This is a genomic window from Mammaliicoccus sp. D-M19 (assembly GCF_022386695.1).
In the GTDB taxonomy this organism is placed as follows: Bacteria; Bacillota; Bacilli; order Staphylococcales; family Staphylococcaceae; genus Mammaliicoccus; species Mammaliicoccus sciuri.
In genome coordinates, this window is record NZ_JAJNHW010000006.1 from 41218 (window position 1) to 56579 (window position 15362).

Annotated in this window: 10 protein-coding genes; 2 read left to right on the forward strand and 8 right to left on the reverse strand. The window is 33.4% G+C overall.

Annotated features, from left to right (window positions below; genetic code table 11):
* Positions 1-32: 32 nt before the first annotated feature.
* From LQ675_RS11325 to gatC, 5 genes are all read right to left on the reverse strand, one after another.
* Positions 33-998, reverse strand: coding sequence for a diacylglycerol kinase (locus LQ675_RS11325; protein ID WP_025905139.1), 966 nt, complete (start codon positions 996-998; stop codon positions 33-35).
* Between the two features lie 71 nt (positions 999-1069).
* Positions 1070-2521, reverse strand: coding sequence for a helicase HerA-like domain-containing protein (locus LQ675_RS11330; protein WP_239728279.1), 1452 nt, complete (start codon positions 2519-2521; stop codon positions 1070-1072).
* Between the two features lie 269 nt (positions 2522-2790).
* Positions 2791-4218 carry an Asp-tRNA(Asn)/Glu-tRNA(Gln) amidotransferase subunit GatB gene (gene gatB / locus LQ675_RS11335; RefSeq protein ID WP_037590579.1) on the reverse strand — a complete coding sequence of 476 codons (1428 nt, stop codon included), beginning with the start codon at positions 4216-4218 and terminating at the stop codon, positions 2791-2793.
* Between the two features lie 6 nt (positions 4219-4224).
* Positions 4225-5691, reverse strand: coding sequence for an Asp-tRNA(Asn)/Glu-tRNA(Gln) amidotransferase subunit GatA (gene gatA / locus LQ675_RS11340; protein WP_048540663.1), 1467 nt, complete (start codon positions 5689-5691; stop codon positions 4225-4227).
* Positions 5692-5694: 3 nt separating this feature from the next.
* Positions 5695-5994 (reverse strand): Asp-tRNA(Asn)/Glu-tRNA(Gln) amidotransferase subunit GatC, encoded by a 300-nt coding sequence (gene gatC / locus LQ675_RS11345; RefSeq protein WP_025905135.1) that lies wholly within the window; start codon positions 5992-5994, stop codon positions 5695-5697.
* A 165-nt stretch (positions 5995-6159) separates the two neighbouring features.
* Between gatC and putP (LQ675_RS11350) the strand changes: the two genes are divergently transcribed.
* Both putP (LQ675_RS11350) and putP (LQ675_RS11355) read left to right on the forward strand, forming a co-directional pair.
* The gene (gene putP / locus LQ675_RS11350) at positions 6160-7689 is read left to right on the forward strand and encodes a sodium/proline symporter PutP (protein ID WP_048540662.1); all 1530 of its coding nucleotides are present in this window, start codon (positions 6160-6162) and stop codon (positions 7687-7689) included.
* 252 nt (positions 7690-7941) lie between these two features.
* Complete coding sequence (gene putP / locus LQ675_RS11355; RefSeq protein ID WP_275590083.1) at positions 7942-9474, forward strand: sodium/proline symporter PutP; 1533 nt, start codon at positions 7942-7944, stop codon at positions 9472-9474.
* Positions 9475-9972: 498 nt separating this feature from the next.
* On the opposite strand, the gene LQ675_RS11360 is transcribed toward putP (LQ675_RS11355), so the two are convergent.
* Genes LQ675_RS11360 through pcrA form a run of 3 tightly spaced genes read right to left on the reverse strand, consistent with a single transcriptional unit; the run spans position 9973 to position 15359 of the window.
* Positions 9973-11160 (reverse strand): CamS family sex pheromone protein, encoded by a 1188-nt coding sequence (locus tag LQ675_RS11360; RefSeq protein ID WP_048540660.1) that lies wholly within the window; start codon positions 11158-11160, stop codon positions 9973-9975.
* An 11-nt stretch (positions 11161-11171) separates the two neighbouring features.
* The gene (ligA, locus tag LQ675_RS11365; RefSeq protein ID WP_048540659.1) at positions 11172-13175 is read right to left on the reverse strand and encodes an NAD-dependent DNA ligase LigA; all 2004 of its coding nucleotides are present in this window, start codon (positions 13173-13175) and stop codon (positions 11172-11174) included.
* Between the two features lie 3 nt (positions 13176-13178).
* Positions 13179-15359: a DNA helicase PcrA gene (gene pcrA, locus LQ675_RS11370; RefSeq protein WP_048540658.1), complete on the reverse strand. Its 2181-nt coding sequence runs from the start codon at positions 15357-15359 to the stop codon at positions 13179-13181.
* Positions 15360-15362 lie beyond the last annotated feature (3 nt).

Genomic DNA, 15362 nt, shown 5'->3' on the forward strand with positions numbered 1-15362 from the left:
GAAAAAAGGGACAAAATAATGTCCCTATGTATTTATTCTTCTGTTTGTTCTTCGTGTAGTCTTTCTCGTTCTCTTTCTACTGTTTCAATTCCGTGCTCTCTCTTAACCCTCTCAAGTTTAGAAAAGACTTGTATATGTTGTTTTAAGTTTAAGAAATTAGCAGGTAATACACCACCAAATTCACCATCAACATTTAATTGAATTTGCTCAAATGATGAGACATTAATTGTTTTAGCTTTAGTGTAATGAACTTTCGGATGATTGATATGATCACCTCTAGAAGCCAATGTCATAATGTGACCAAGCTCAGCTATATTCACTTTCTCTAATATAAGCAAAGTAAAATTACCATCATTAATATCAGCATCTGGTACTAGCTTTTCAAAGCCACCTATTGAATTCGTTAAGCCAATTAAGAACATCATCGCTTCGCCTTGGAATACATTACCATCATATTCGATACGTATATCAGTCGCTTTAATTTGTGGTAACATCTCTAAGCCTTTAATGTAATAAGCGAGTGGTCCAACCATTGTTTTCAATTTACTTGGCGCTTCATAAGAAACTTCTGTTATTTTACCACCACCAGCAATATTAATAAAATAGCGATTGTTCATTTTACCAACATCTACTGGTACAAGATCACCTTTAATGATTGTATCTACAGCTTCCATTATATTGTTTGGAATAAGAAGTGCTCTACCAAAATCGTTAACTGTCCCCATAGGAATTAGCCCTAGTTTAGGTCGTTTCTTTGCTTCTGCAATACCATTGATAACTTCATTTAAAGTACCGTCTCCACCAGCAGCAATGATAACATCATAATCATATTTTAGAGCTTCCCTAGCAGCATGTGTCGCATCTCCAGCACTTGTTGTAGCATGAGCACTTGTCTCATAACCAGCCTGTTCTAACTTAATTAATACATCAGGTAATGCTCTTTTAAATAACTCTCTTCCTGATGTAGGGTTGTAAATGATTCTAGCTTTTTTCTTCATTATGATCCCTCTTGTATATTCTTATATCTTTATATTAAAGCATATACTAAATATAAGAAAGCAAAAAATAATTAGCGTCTTTTCGTTCCAAATATATTACGTACGATTTCTCTACCAATTTGTCTTCCAACTGTTGATAAGAATTTAGACGTTTCTTTTTGGAATTGTGAAGGTTTTTCTTTCTTCTTAGATGTTGTTTCTTTCTTAGTTGACTGTAATTTCTTAGTTTTTTGTTCTTCTTCAGGTTGCTTTTCAATTTTATTTTGTAACATTTCATATGCACTTTCACGATCAAATGTTTCTTTATACGTTTCATTTAATGACGCATTTTCAATTAAATCTTTTTTAACAGATTCATCGATTACACCAATTTTACTTTCAGGTGGACGAATAAATGCACGTTCAACAACATTCGGTTGCCCTTCATCATTTAAGAATGAAATCAACGCTTCCCCAGTTTTCAATTCTCCGATTACTTGAGCAGTGTCAAAGCTTTCATTTTGACGGAAAGTTTGTGCAGCGCTTTTAATCGCTTTTTTATCTTTAGGTGTATAACTTCTAAGTGCATGTTGTACTCTATTTCCTAGTTGTCCGAGAACTGACTCTGGAATATCAATTGGATTTTGAGTTACGAAATAAATACCTACACCTTTAGAACGAATTAAACGTACAACTTGTTCAACTTTTTCAATTAACTCTTTAGAGCTGTCATTAAATAAAAGGTGGGCTTCATCAAAGAAGAATACAATTTTTGGTTTTTCGGGATCTCCTACTTCTGGAAGACTCTCAAATAGTTCAGATAATAACCATAATAAGAACGTTGCATATAATTTAGGCTTTTGATATAAAACAGATGCATCAAGTACATTGATCATACCTCTGCCTGAATCATCAAACTTAATAAAATCTTCTAATTGTAATGCAGGTTCTCCGAAGAACGTTTCAGCACCTTCAGTTTCTAATCTTAATAATGCACGTTGAATAGCACCAATTGATGCAGAGGAAATATTTCCATACTTCTCAGCATACTCCGCTCTATTTTCATTAATTTCTTTTAAAAGTGCTTTAAAATCTTTCATATCAATCAGAAGCAGACCACTTTCATCAGCAACTTTAAATACAATATCTAACACACCTAATTGAGTATTATTTAAATCTAATAACTTACCAATTAATAGCGGACCCATTTCTGTAATTGTTGTACGAACAGGTACACCCGTTTTTTGAAATACATCAAATAACGTTACAGGGAAAGCATTATTTTCATAATCATCAATTTTCATCATATCAATACGTTCTTGAATCTTATCATTGATAGAGCCAGCCTCAGCAATACTTGAGATATCCCCTTTAACATCTGACATAAAGACCGGAACACCAGCTTTAGAAAATTGTTCAGCCAATACTTTTAAAGTGATTGTTTTACCAGTACCAGTAGCACCAGCAATCAAACCATGTCTATTAGCTTGACCTAACTCTAAATTAATTTCATTTTCATTTTTAGCTATTTTAATTTGCGTCATATGTAGTTACGCCTCCATCGTCATTAAGATTTAATACTATTGTACTTCAACACACCAACCATGCAAGTAATTAGATATAGAATTTGCAATTTAATAAGATCAAGAATTAACTGTGGTGTAACTTCCATTATTCCGAATTCTGGCAATTAGGAAGGCGCTCATTTGGTGGACATTTCTCAGAATTCTGTCCCTAACGATACGCCACCTTCTTTTACAAAAAAATCTCGTCACGAGTACTTCACTCTGTGACGAGATTTTCATTATATTTATTATCTTTTCTCTAATTCTGATTTTAGTAATTGGTTCACGATTTGTGGGTTTGCTTGGCCTTTTGAAATTTTCATAATTTGACCTACTAAGAAGCCCATCGCTTTGCCTTTACCATTTTTAAAGTCTTCTACTGATTGTGGATTGTTATCTAATGCTTCTGTAACAAATCCTAATAGTGTTGCTTCATCAGATATTTGTACAAGACCTTTGTCTTTCATAATTTGATGTGCGTCTCCACCATTTTCAGCTAATTCAGGGAATACTTTCTTAGCAATTTTACTACTCATTGTGCCATCTTCAATAAGTTTAATCATACCTGCTAAGTTTTCTGGTGTTAATGCAGTATCTTGTAATTCGATTTGATTTTTATTTAAGTATTCATTAACGCCACCCATTAACCAGTTAGATGTTAATTTAACGTCTGCACCATGTTCAATTGCTGCTTCAAAGAAATCTGACATTTCTTTAGTTAATGTTAATACATGTGCATCATAAGCTGGTAATCCTAATTCATTAACATAACGTTCTTTACGTACGTCTGGTAAATCTGGGATTGTTTGACGTACACGTTCTTTCCACTCATCATCAACATATAATGGTACTAAGTCTGGTTCTGGGAAGTAACGATAGTCATCTGAACCTTCTTTAACACGCATTAAAATTGTTTCGCCTGTTGATTCGTTGAAACGACGTGTTTCTTGTAAAATTTCTCCACCAGCTAATAATACTTCTGCTTGGCGTTTTTCTTCATGTTCAAGACCTTTACGGACATAGTTAAATGAGTTTAAGTTTTTAAGCTCTGCTTTTGTACCGAATTCTTCTTGACCATATGGACGTAATGAAATGTTGGCATCACAACGTAATGAACCTTCTTCCATTTTACAATCTGATACGCCTGTATATTGAATAATTGCACGTAATTTTTCTAAGTATGCATACGCTTCTTTAGGAGATCGAATATCAGGTTCAGAAACGATTTCAATTAATGGTGTTCCTTGACGGTTTAAATCAACTAAAGAATACCCATCTTTATGTGTTAATTTCCCTGCATCTTCTTCCATGTGTAAACGAGTGATACCAATACGTTTAGTTTCTCCATCTACTTCAATATCAATCCAACCATTTTCACCAATTGGTTGATCGAATTGAGAAATTTGATAAGCTTTTGGATTATCTGGGTAGAAATAGTTTTTTCTATCAAATTTAGATTCTTTCGCAATATCCATATTTAATGCCATTGCTGCACGCATAGCCCAATCAACAGCTGTCTTGTTTACAACTGGTAATACGCCTGGGTATGCTAAGTCAATAACGTTTGTATTTGTATTAGGTTCCGCACCAAAATGAGCGGGTGATGGTGAAAACATTTTTGATTCTGTTTTTAATTCGACGTGAACTTCTAAGCCGATAATTGTTTCAAAATGCATTCAGTTTCACACTCCTTGTAAAGTTTTATAGTCATCATGTAAGTTATATTGTGTTTCATATTGATAAGCAACTTTGTATATCGTTTTTTCATCGAATGGTTTACCAACAATTTGTAAACCAATTGGACGACCATTTGATTTACCACAAGGAATAGAGATTGATGGTACACCTGCTAAGTTAACTGGAATAGTTAAAATATCATTAGCGTACATTGTTAATGGATCATCAATTTGTTCACCAATATTGAATGCTGTCGTTGGTGCAGTTGGTCCTACGATAACATCATAGTCTTCAAATACTTTTTCGAAGTCTTGTTTTATTAATGTACGAACTTTTTGAGCTTTTTTGTAGTAAGCATCGTAATAACCTGAACTTAATGCGAATGTTCCAAGCATAATACGACGTTTAACTTCGTCTCCAAAACCTTCACCACGAGATTTTTTGTATAGTTCTTCTAGTGTATTTGCTGATTTTGAATGATAACCATAACGGATACCATCAAATCTAGCTAAGTTAGCTGATGCTTCAGAAGATGCAATAATATAGTAACTTGCTACACCATACTTAGTATTTGGTAATGATACGCGATCAACTGTAGCACCTAAAGATTCTAAAGTTTTAACAGCTTCATTAACTGAGTTCTTAACTTCTTCAGATACACCAGAGCCAATGAATTCTTCTGGTACAGCTACTTTTAAGCCTTTAATATCTTTACCAATTTCAGACGTAAAGTCTACATCTTCGATCGGTGCACTTGTTGAATCTTGTGAATCATGTCCAGAAATCGTTTCTAAAATTAATGCGTTATCTTTAACACTACGTGTAATAGGTCCAATTTGATCTAATGAAGAAGCAAATGCTACTAGACCAAAACGTGATACACGGCCATATGTAGGTTTCATACCAACAACACCACAGTATGATGCTGGTTGACGGATTGAACCACCAGTATCTGAACCTAATGCAAATGGTACTAAGCTTGCTGCAACAGCTGCTGCTGAACCACCTGATGAACCACCTGGTACGGCTTTATGGTCAAATGGATTAACAGTTGTCTTGAAATAAGAGTTCTCATTTGAACCACCCATAGCAAATTCATCCATGTTAAGTTTACCAACTAAAATACCATTTTCAGCATTTAATTTATTCATAACTGTTGATTCATATATAGGAATAAAGCCTTCTAACATTTTACTTGCACATGTAGTTTCTACACCTTCAGTAATAATATTGTCTTTGATACCCATTGGAATACCAAATAGCTTACCTTCCATTTTACCTTCAGCTTGTAATTTATCTTGTTCTTCAGCTTTTTTAATTGCTTGTTCTTTATCTAAAGCTAAGAATGCTTTAATATTTGCGTCGTCTGCTTCTATCGCATCAAAAATATCTCTAACAATTTCAGATGGCTTAATTTCATTATTTTTAATCATTTCTGATAAACGTTCAATTGTTTCATAACGAATTGTCATGCTTTAGTCCTCCTCGTTCATAATTGCTGGAACTTTAAATTGCCCCGCTTCTTTTTCTTTCGCATTAAGTAATGCTTGTTCTTGAGGAATTCCTGATTCACTCTTATCTTCTCTTAGAACATTTTGTAAGTCTAATACGTGGAATGTTGGTTCAACATTTTCAGTATCAACTTCATCTAATTGTCCTGCAAAGTTTAAGATCTTCTCTAAAGATTGTGTGAATTCATTGACTTCGTCTTGTGAAACTTCAAGTCTAGCTAAATTAGCAACATGTTCAACTTGTTCAGATGTTACCTTCGTCATGTGCGACGCCTCCTTAGTTAATCTAACATCATATAATTTTAACAAATTTTCATATAAAAATCTAAAGTTATTAAAAATTAACTACATGAAAGCGCATACATTGTGTATAATAAATTATCAGAATTTTTTCTGAATTTTATGTCAATGAGTGAGAGGTGGTTTTTCATGTTTATTCTTGGAAATACTTTTAAGAATGTTAAAGTCGAAACTTCTTGGGAAACATACGTCATGATTGCTATTTATTTTGCCATTTTATTAGCAATTGGATTTTATGCTTACAAACGTTCGACAAGTACGCTTGATGAATATATGTTAGGCGGCAGAGATTTAGGTGCACTTGTTACTGCCCTATCAGCAGGTGCTTCAGACATGAGTGGTTGGATGATTATGGGGTTACCAGGATCTGTATATAGTATCGGTCTATCAGCAACTTGGATTGCCATTGGCCTTACAATTGGTGCTTGGCTTAATTACATACTCGTAGCATCGCGTTTAAGAATTTATACTGAACTGACTGATAACGCTATTACTTTACCTGACTTTTTTGAAAAAAGATTATCAGATAATACAAGAATCGTTAAAGTCATTTCAGGGTTAGTTATCGTTGTATTCTTTACGTTATACACACATTCTGGAATGGTAGCTGGTGGCGTACTATTTAATAGTGCATTTGGACTAGATTATCATGTTGGTTTATTTATAGCCGCTAGTATTGTTATTTTGTATACACTTTTCGGCGGTTATTTAGCTGTATCATTAACAGACTTCTTCCAAGGTGTCATTATGATCTTAGCATTGGTATTAGTGCCTATCGTTGCGTTGTTAAAGTTAAATGGTCTCGACACGTTTAGTGAAGTTGGTGATTTAAAACCTACGAATTTAGATTGGTTCAAAGGAACAACTACAGTTGGTATCATCAGTTTACTAGCTTGGGGATTAGGATACTTCGGTCAACCACATATTATAGTACGTTTTATGTCTATTAAAACACATAAACTAATGCCTAGAGCACGTAGAATTGGTATTTCATGGATGGCGATTTCTTTATTAGGTGCTTGTGTGACTGGGTTAATTGGTATAGCTTTTGTTGAACATACTAATATAGAAGTTAAAAACCCAGAAACAATCTTTATCGTAATGAGTCAAATTTTATTCCATCCACTCATTGCAGGGTTCTTCTTAGCAGCAATTTTAGCTGCGATTATGAGTACAATTTCTTCACAGCTTCTTGTAACATCTAGTGCATTAACGCAAGACTTCTACATGTTATTGCGCAGAAAAACATTACAAGATAAAAGTCATGAAAAGGAATTCGTTCTTGTAGGACGCTTATCTGTTTTACTTGTATCAATCGTTGCAATGTACATCGCGTGGAATCCAAATGATACAATTTTAAATTTAGTTGGTAATGCTTGGGCTGGATTTGGCGCAGCATTTGGACCTTTAGTATTATTATCACTATATTGGAAACGTCTAACTAAATACGGCGCGATTGCAGGAATTTTGACTGGTTCATTAGTCGTTATTTTCTGGATACTCATGAAAAATCATGGTGGTATTTTTGAATTTTATGAAATCATACCTGGATTTATTTCAAGTATTATTGTAACAGTTATTGTGAGCTTAATGACGAAACCACCTGTTGAAAATGACCTAAAAAAGTTTGATGACATGGAACAAATTTTAAAAAGCTAAAAATTTTTAAAAAAGTTTACATCGTCATTTTATGAGCAAAATAAGTCATAATCATATCCTTTGTAAACATTTACACCGCAAGGCATAGAGCAATATTATCAAACACAAAATATGAACAAATTGTGACACCATTCTATATAAATGATAAACTGAATATACGGATAATTTACTTTTTACCCTTTGATTATTATTTCATTTGTGTATAATGGTCAACGTGCAACTTTAAAATACATAAAATAAAGGAGCGGGATTATGTTTATTTTAGGACAAATTGATGCGAGTGCTGGAGTTGCTTCAGGCTGGCAAACTTATTTCATGATTATAGTCTATTTTCTTGTTCTATTAGCAATTGGTTACTATGCTTATAAACAATCAACAAGCAATTTAGATGAGTACATGTTAGGTGGCCGTAGTATAGGTCCTTATGTAACAGCATTATCCGCTGGTGCATCCGATATGAGTGGTTGGATGATTATGGGACTTCCTGGTGAAGTTTACAGTATTGGATTATCGGCAACTTGGCTTGCTATCGGTTTAACAGTAGGTGCATGGTTAAATTACATTTTAGTAGCACCGAAATTACGTGTATATACTGAACATACTGGAAACGCGATTACGATTCCAGATTTCTTCGAGAAACGTGTTGCAGATAATACACATGCTTTAAAAATTATTTCAGGTATTATCATTGTCGTATTCTTTACGCTATATACTTCAGTTGGTATGGTTTCAGGTGGTACTTTATTCGAAAGTGCATTCGGTATGGATTATCGTCTTGGTATTATTTTAACTGGTGGTATCGTTGTATTATATACATTCTTCGGAGGATATTTAGCTGTTTCACTAACAGACTTCTTCCAAGGTGTGATCATGTTAATAGCGATGGTTATGGTACCTATCGCGGCATTATTAACTTTAAACGGGTTAGATACTTTCCACACTGTAGCAGAAGTTAAACCAACTAACTTAGATTGGTTTAAAGGAACTTCAGTTGTAAGTATCATAGGATTAATTGCATGGGGACTTGGTTATTTTGGACAACCACATATTATTGTAAGATTTATGTCTATTAAATCACATAAACAATTACCAACAGCAAGAAGATTCGGTATTGGTTGGATGGCTATTTCATTATTAGGTGCATGTTTAGTTGGTTTAACTGGTATTGCATACATTCATGATACAAGCCAAACAATTGATAACCCAGAAACAATCTTCATCTTAATGAGTCAAGTGTTATTCCATCCATTAGTTGGCGGGTTCTTCTTAGCAGCAATTTTAGCGGCTATTATGAGTACAATTTCATCTCAATTACTTGTTACATCAAGTGCTTTAACACAAGACTTTTATAAAATCATAACTAAAAAACGTGGTTATGAACCAGATAGAGATAAAGAATTTGTTATGGTAGGTAGATTTGCAGTATTAGCTGTAGCAATTATGGCAATATTACTTGCTTGGACTCCAAATGACACTATACTTAATCTTGTAGGTAATGCTTGGGCAGGATTCGGTGCAGCATTTGGACCACTTGTATTAATGTCATTATACTGGAAAGGTTTAACGAAAAACGGTGCAATCGCAGGTATGGTGATGTCTTCAATCGTCGTACTATTCTGGATTATGATGAAAAGTCATGGCGGTATTTTCGAATTATACGAAATTATCCCAGGATTCTTCACAAACATCGTCGTTACAGTTATTGTAAGTTCATTTACTAAGAAGCCAGACAAAGAAGTTATTGATAACTTAGATCGTATGAAACGTATCTTAAATGAAGATTAATATGGAAGAGACTGGTACATAAAATGTGCCAGTCTTTTTTATATGGAAAAATAGCTGTAATTTTTTTGGGGTATATGGCTTGTTTGGGGAGTCTTGCAACATATGTGAGTTCTATGTTGCTTGTTTGGAGTGTCTTGCAACATAGAGGGCTCCTATTTATCTTGTTTCATTAGTCTTGATAAATACACAGCTCCTATTTATCTTGTTTCACTAGTCTTGATAAATACACAGCTCCTATTTATCTTGTTTCACCAGTCTTGATAAATACACAGCTCCTATTTATCTTGTTTCACCAGTCTTGATAAATACACAGCTCCTATTTATCTTGTTTCACCAGTCTTGATAAATACACAGCTCCTATTTATCTTGTTTCATTAGTCTTGATAAATACAAGGTGCTGAACATTGCTTGTCATACCTCACTTGCAATGTTCAGACCTATATTTCTAAAAATACGAAAAAGAGTCTAGAACATTTCTGTTCCAGACTCACTTTTTAACTATTTATAAATATGAATTTGTGGTTCGTCATCGTCTTTAGTCTTCGTAATTAATGCTTGTGGTTCTTCTCCGTCTACGATAGAGATTTCTAAATCATCTATACCTTTAAAGTATTTTTGAGATAGGTCTGCTACGTATTGAGTCACACCAATTACTTCTGCTTTTCCATAATAATCAAGTGGTACTTTTATTTCTAGTTCTGTCAGTTTATCATCATCAAATTTACCTGTTCCTACTGATTGTGTGAAGTTAGGGAAGTATTTTTGTAAGTCTTGATTAAACTGTTCAAAATTAGAATTTAAATTTTCATCTAAATCTGATGCATCACTTGATGGGATTGTGACATATTTTTGATTCATTTTTTCCCAACTTTTAACGTTACGCTTACCGCCTTCACTAGAGGCATAATAAACAAATTTACCTGGTTTGATGTCACCTTCTCCCGACTGTATGAATATGCCAAAGTTAATCGGAATATTTTTAAGGTCATCTCTTACACGAAGACGTGAAAGGATTTCTTCAGCCATCTCTTTACCTTTTTTCTCTACTTCTTTGTTATCAAGTTTCTTAGTATATGTTTCGCCGTATTCTTCTTTTTGGTAAACATATTCACTATTCATGGCTAAGCCAATCGTCATACCAGAAATCTTTTGTTTTTTAGCATCACTTTCTGTGAAGTAATCTTGTTCGATGATATGTGATAAATATGTAGGTGAATTCTCAGCTATTTTTTCAGGATCTGTTTCTCCTTTATGAGTTGGATTCAAACCTAAGTTTTCTCTTGCATTATTTTGTTCTTTTTCATCATCACTCATATCTTTAATTTCTGCTTTTGTATATTTAGGTGCTAAATATGCTCTCACAGTATCTTTATCTAAGAACTGGCCATCTCTGTATAAGTAATCATCAGGTGAAAATGTTTGTTTACTTATATCTAACAATCCACTTTCAAATGCTTCACTGTTATAACTAGAAATCATATTATCTTGCGTTAATCCTCTTGCAGCACTTACTTTAAATGGTAGTAATGTTCGATAATAATCACTGGAAATTTGCATACCTGTAGAAATTTGCTTTGTTTGCTCTTTTTCTTTATCTGATTTATCTTGATTATCTTTTTGGGTAGTATCTGATGAACATGCTGTAAGCAATATTACAGACGCTAAAATAAGAAATCCTTTTTTCATATCTTTAACCTCTATTCATTGATATTACGATATTTGTTTAACCAATCTTCTTCTGACCAAACTTCTATATTTAATTTTTCAGCTTTTTCAAGTTTGGATCCAGCATCTTCACCAGCAATAACAACATCTGTATTTTTAGTGACACTTCCTGTTACCTTTGCACCTAATGATTGGATTACTTTTGTTGCTTCAGGTCTTGTCATCTCTGTCATTTTACCAGTTAATACGAATGTTTTTCCAGTAAAATCTGGATGACCTTCAATTTCAGATTGCTTAATACCTGTATAAGTCATGTTAACATTTTTCTGTTTAAGTTTATCGATTAATACTTTTATATCATCATTTTCCATATAAGTAACAAGTGATTGAGCCATCTTATGACCAACATCTGGTATTTCAGTTAAACCTTCTATCGTTACTTCGAATAAGCGATCAATTGTTTCATATTTTTCAGCTATTACACGACTTGCTTTTGTACCTAAATGTCTTACACCTAAACCAAATAATAAATGCTCTAGTGATTTTGCTTTAGAAGCTTCGATTGCTGTTAATAAATTATTAACTTTCTTCTCACCCATTCTTTCCAATGGTAATAAATCATCTTTCGTTAAATAATATAAATCCGCAACATCTTTAATTTTATCGTTTTGATAAAGTTGTTCGATTATTTTATCTCCTAAACCGTCAATATTCATTGCTTGTCGTGATACAAAATGAATCATACCTTCTACTAATTGTGCAGAACATTTAGGGTTAATACATCTTAATGCAACTTCACCTTCTATTCTAACCAATTCATGCTCACAACTTGGACAGTGTGTTGGCATATGATAAATTTCACTATCATCGCTTCTTTCTTCAGCAATACTTTTAACGACTTCAGGTATAATGTCACCTGCTTTTTTGATGACAACTTTATCTCCTATACGGATATCTTTCTCATGGATTAAGTCTTCGTTATGTAATGATGCTCTAGAAACAGTAGTTCCTGCCACTTTAACAGGCTCTAATATCGCAGTTGGTGTCACAACACCAGTTCTACCTATACTTAATTCTATATCTGTTAATGTTGTTAAGACTTCTTCAGCTGGGAACTTGTACGCAATTGCCCATCTTGGTGATTTCTGAGTAAAACCAAGTTCTTCTTGCTGACTTAAATCATCAACTTTAATAACAATGCCATCTATATCATATGATAAATTATTGCGTTGTTCAGTCCACTTACTTATAAAAGATAATACGCCTTCTATATCATCAAAAGTTTCTCTTTCTTTGTTTGTCTTAAATCCTAGTTCATCTAAATTGTTTAATGCCTCTGATTGACTATCCGCTTCTATTTCAGTTAAGTCATTAACACTATATAAGAAAATATCGAGCTTCCTTTTAGCAGTTAATTTTGAATCAAGCTGTCTCAATGAACCTGCAGCGGCATTTCTAGGATTTGCAAATAGTTGTTCCCCGTTTTGTTCTTTTTGTTCATTTAAAGAAACAAAAGATTTTCTAGGCATGTATGCTTCACCACGAACTTCAATAGAAAGAGGTTCTTTAATTGTTAAAGGAATGGCATGTATCGTTTTTAAATTTTCAGTGATATTCTCACCTGTTGTACCGTCTCCACGCGTTAATCCTTGAACAAATCGTCCGTTTACATACTTTAACGATACAGCTAAACCATCAATTTTTAATTCACATGTGTATCGAACACTGTCTACTTTTTCTCTAACTCTTTGATCAAATTTTCTTAAATCTTCTTCGTTAAAAGCATTACCTAATGACAACATAGGTGTGTCATGATTAATTTTTTCAAATTGAGATAACGGTGGTCCACCAACTCTAACAGTTGGTGAATCGTCCGTTTTTAGTTCAGGGTGCTTTTCTTCTATAGAGATTAACTCATGCAATAATTGATCATATTCACTGTCAGGAACAGTTGGATTATCTAACACATGATATTCATGGTTATAACGATGTAACAATTGATGAAGTTCTTTAACTCTTGATTTTAAATCTTCCATAGTTTACTCCCCTTTCTTCTCAATTGGTGCAAATTGTGCTAATAGACGTTTTGGTCCTTCTTTTTTGAAAATGATATCTAATTCAACAGAACCATTTTTATCATTTACAGCACTTACCATACCTTCACCCCATGATTTATGGGTTACTTTATCCCCAACATTCCATGATGTTTCTGGTTTCTGCTTCGTATTCATACGACCTGCAAAACTACGTTTAGGTGTGGAAGTTTGTTTTTGCTTAAATGATGTTTTTGGTTTCACGCCATCTAGTAAATCTTCTGGAATTTCTTTTAAAAATCTTGATTTTAAGTTCGCTTGAGATCTACCAAACAATGTACGAGTTGTCGCGTGAGATAAATGTAACTCTTCTTCGGCTCTCGTAATAGCCACATACGCAATTCGGCGTTCTTCTTCCATTTCATGTTCTTCACCTGATTGAAGACTTCTAAAGTGTGGGAAAATACTTTCCTCCATACCAATGATAAATACAACTTTGAACTCTAGACCTTTCGCTGAGTGCATTGTCATCAATGTTACACCCGCTTCTAAATCTGCATCATCAACATCTGCAACGAGTGATAAATCTGTTAAGAAGTTCATCAATGATTGTTCTTCAACTGGTGTGTTTTTTTCATAGTCTCTTGGTACAGATAAGAACTCATCAATATTCTCAAGTCTACTTTGCGATTCAATCGTTTGTTCGTTCTCTAACATACGTCTATAACCAGATTTTTCTAATATTTGTTCTACAATTTCAGTTACAGATAAGAATTCTTGTTGCTGCATAAAGTTGTTCATCATCTCATAAAATGCTGCGCCTTCTTCAGTAACTTTTTTAGATAAACCGATAAAATCAACTTCTCCTAAAGCATCAAAGTAACTCAATTGATTCATCGCTGCATATTGAGCAATTTTTTGAACAGATGTCGGCCCAATACCTCTTTTAGGTACGTTAATGATTCTTTCAAAACTGATATCATCATTGCTATTTGAAATTAATCTTAAATAACTCAAAATATCTTTAATTTCTTTTCTATCATAGAACTTTGTTCCACCAACCATTGTATAAGGAATATTAGATTTCAAAAACGTTTCTTCAAGTACACGTGATTGAGCATTTGTTCGATATAACACAGCTATGTCTTGGTTTTTATAGCCATCTTGTTTTTTCTTTAATATTTGACGAATGACATATTCTGCTTCATCTCTTTCAGTTGTTGCTTCATAATATTTTATCTTTTCACCTGAGTTATTATCCGTCCATAATGCTTTAGGTTTACGTTCAGCATTATTACGAATTACTTCATTTGCTGCAGTTAAAATAGTCTTTGTTGATCTATAGTTGCGCTCCAAGAAGATTGTTTGTGCATTTGGATAGTCTTCTTCAAATGATAAAATATTTTTAATATCTGCACCTCTCCAACCATAAATAGATTGGTCAGAGTCACCTACGACACATATATTTTCAAATTTACTTGCTAATAAATTAACGAGCGTATATTGTGCTTTGTTAGTATCTTGATATTCGTCGACATGAATATATTGGAATTTATTTTGATAGTATTCCAATACTTCAGGCACTCTATTAAATAATTGAATCGTCATCATGATTAAATCATCAAAGTCTAATGCATGATTTCTAAGTAATTTATCTTGGTATCCTTTGTATACACTAGCGACCATATTGGCATAAAAATCACTTGCTTCTTTTTCAGCATCTTCAGCTGTTTTTAATTCATTTTTTAAATTAGAAATTGCACCAATAAATGTTCTTGGGTCATATTTTTTACTATCTATATTTTGTTTCTTTAATATTTCTTTAATAACTGATTTTTGGTCAGTCGGATCTATAATTGTAAAGTTTCTTTCAATTCCAATACGGTCAATGTCTCTTCTTAAGATTCTTACACACATTGAATGGAATGTAGATATCCAAATACTTTCAGCTTCAGGACCAACTAAATGGCTAATTCTTTCTTTCATCTCTTTAGCTGCTTTATTAGTAAATGTAATCGCCAAAACATTATAAGGAGAAACATCTTTCTCATCTAATAAATACGCAATTCTGTGCGTTAATACTCTCGTTTTACCACTACCTGCACCTGCCATAATAAGTAATGGCCCTTGAGTTGTTTTGACTGCTTGTTTCTGTTCGTCATTCATTCTATCTAACAATGCGTTCATAAA

Excerpts from the sequence above, each read along its gene's own strand:
- LQ675_RS11325 (WP_025905139.1), bottom strand. The coding sequence starts at position 998 with ATGAAGAAAAAAGCTAGAATCATTTACAACCCTACATCAGGAAGAGAG.
- LQ675_RS11330 (WP_239728279.1), bottom strand. The coding sequence starts at position 2,521 with ATGACGCAAATTAAAATAGCTAAAAATGAAAATGAAATTAATTTAGAG.
- gatB (WP_037590579.1), bottom strand. The coding sequence starts at position 4,218 with ATGCATTTTGAAACAATTATCGGCTTAGAAGTTCACGTCGAATTAAAA.
- gatA (WP_048540663.1), bottom strand. The coding sequence starts at position 5,691 with ATGACAATTCGTTATGAAACAATTGAACGTTTATCAGAAATGATTAAA.
- gatC (WP_025905135.1), bottom strand. The coding sequence starts at position 5,994 with ATGACGAAGGTAACATCTGAACAAGTTGAACATGTTGCTAATTTAGCT.
- putP (WP_048540662.1), top strand. The coding sequence starts at position 6,160 with ATGTTTATTCTTGGAAATACTTTTAAGAATGTTAAAGTCGAAACTTCT.
- putP (WP_275590083.1), top strand. The coding sequence starts at position 7,942 with ATGTTTATTTTAGGACAAATTGATGCGAGTGCTGGAGTTGCTTCAGGC.
- LQ675_RS11360 (WP_048540660.1), bottom strand. The coding sequence starts at position 11,160 with ATGAAAAAAGGATTTCTTATTTTAGCGTCTGTAATATTGCTTACAGCA.
- ligA (WP_048540659.1), bottom strand. The coding sequence starts at position 13,175 with ATGGAAGATTTAAAATCAAGAGTTAAAGAACTTCATCAATTGTTACAT.
- pcrA (WP_048540658.1), bottom strand. The coding sequence starts at position 15,359 with ATGAACGCATTGTTAGATAGAATGAATGACGAACAGAAACAAGCAGTC.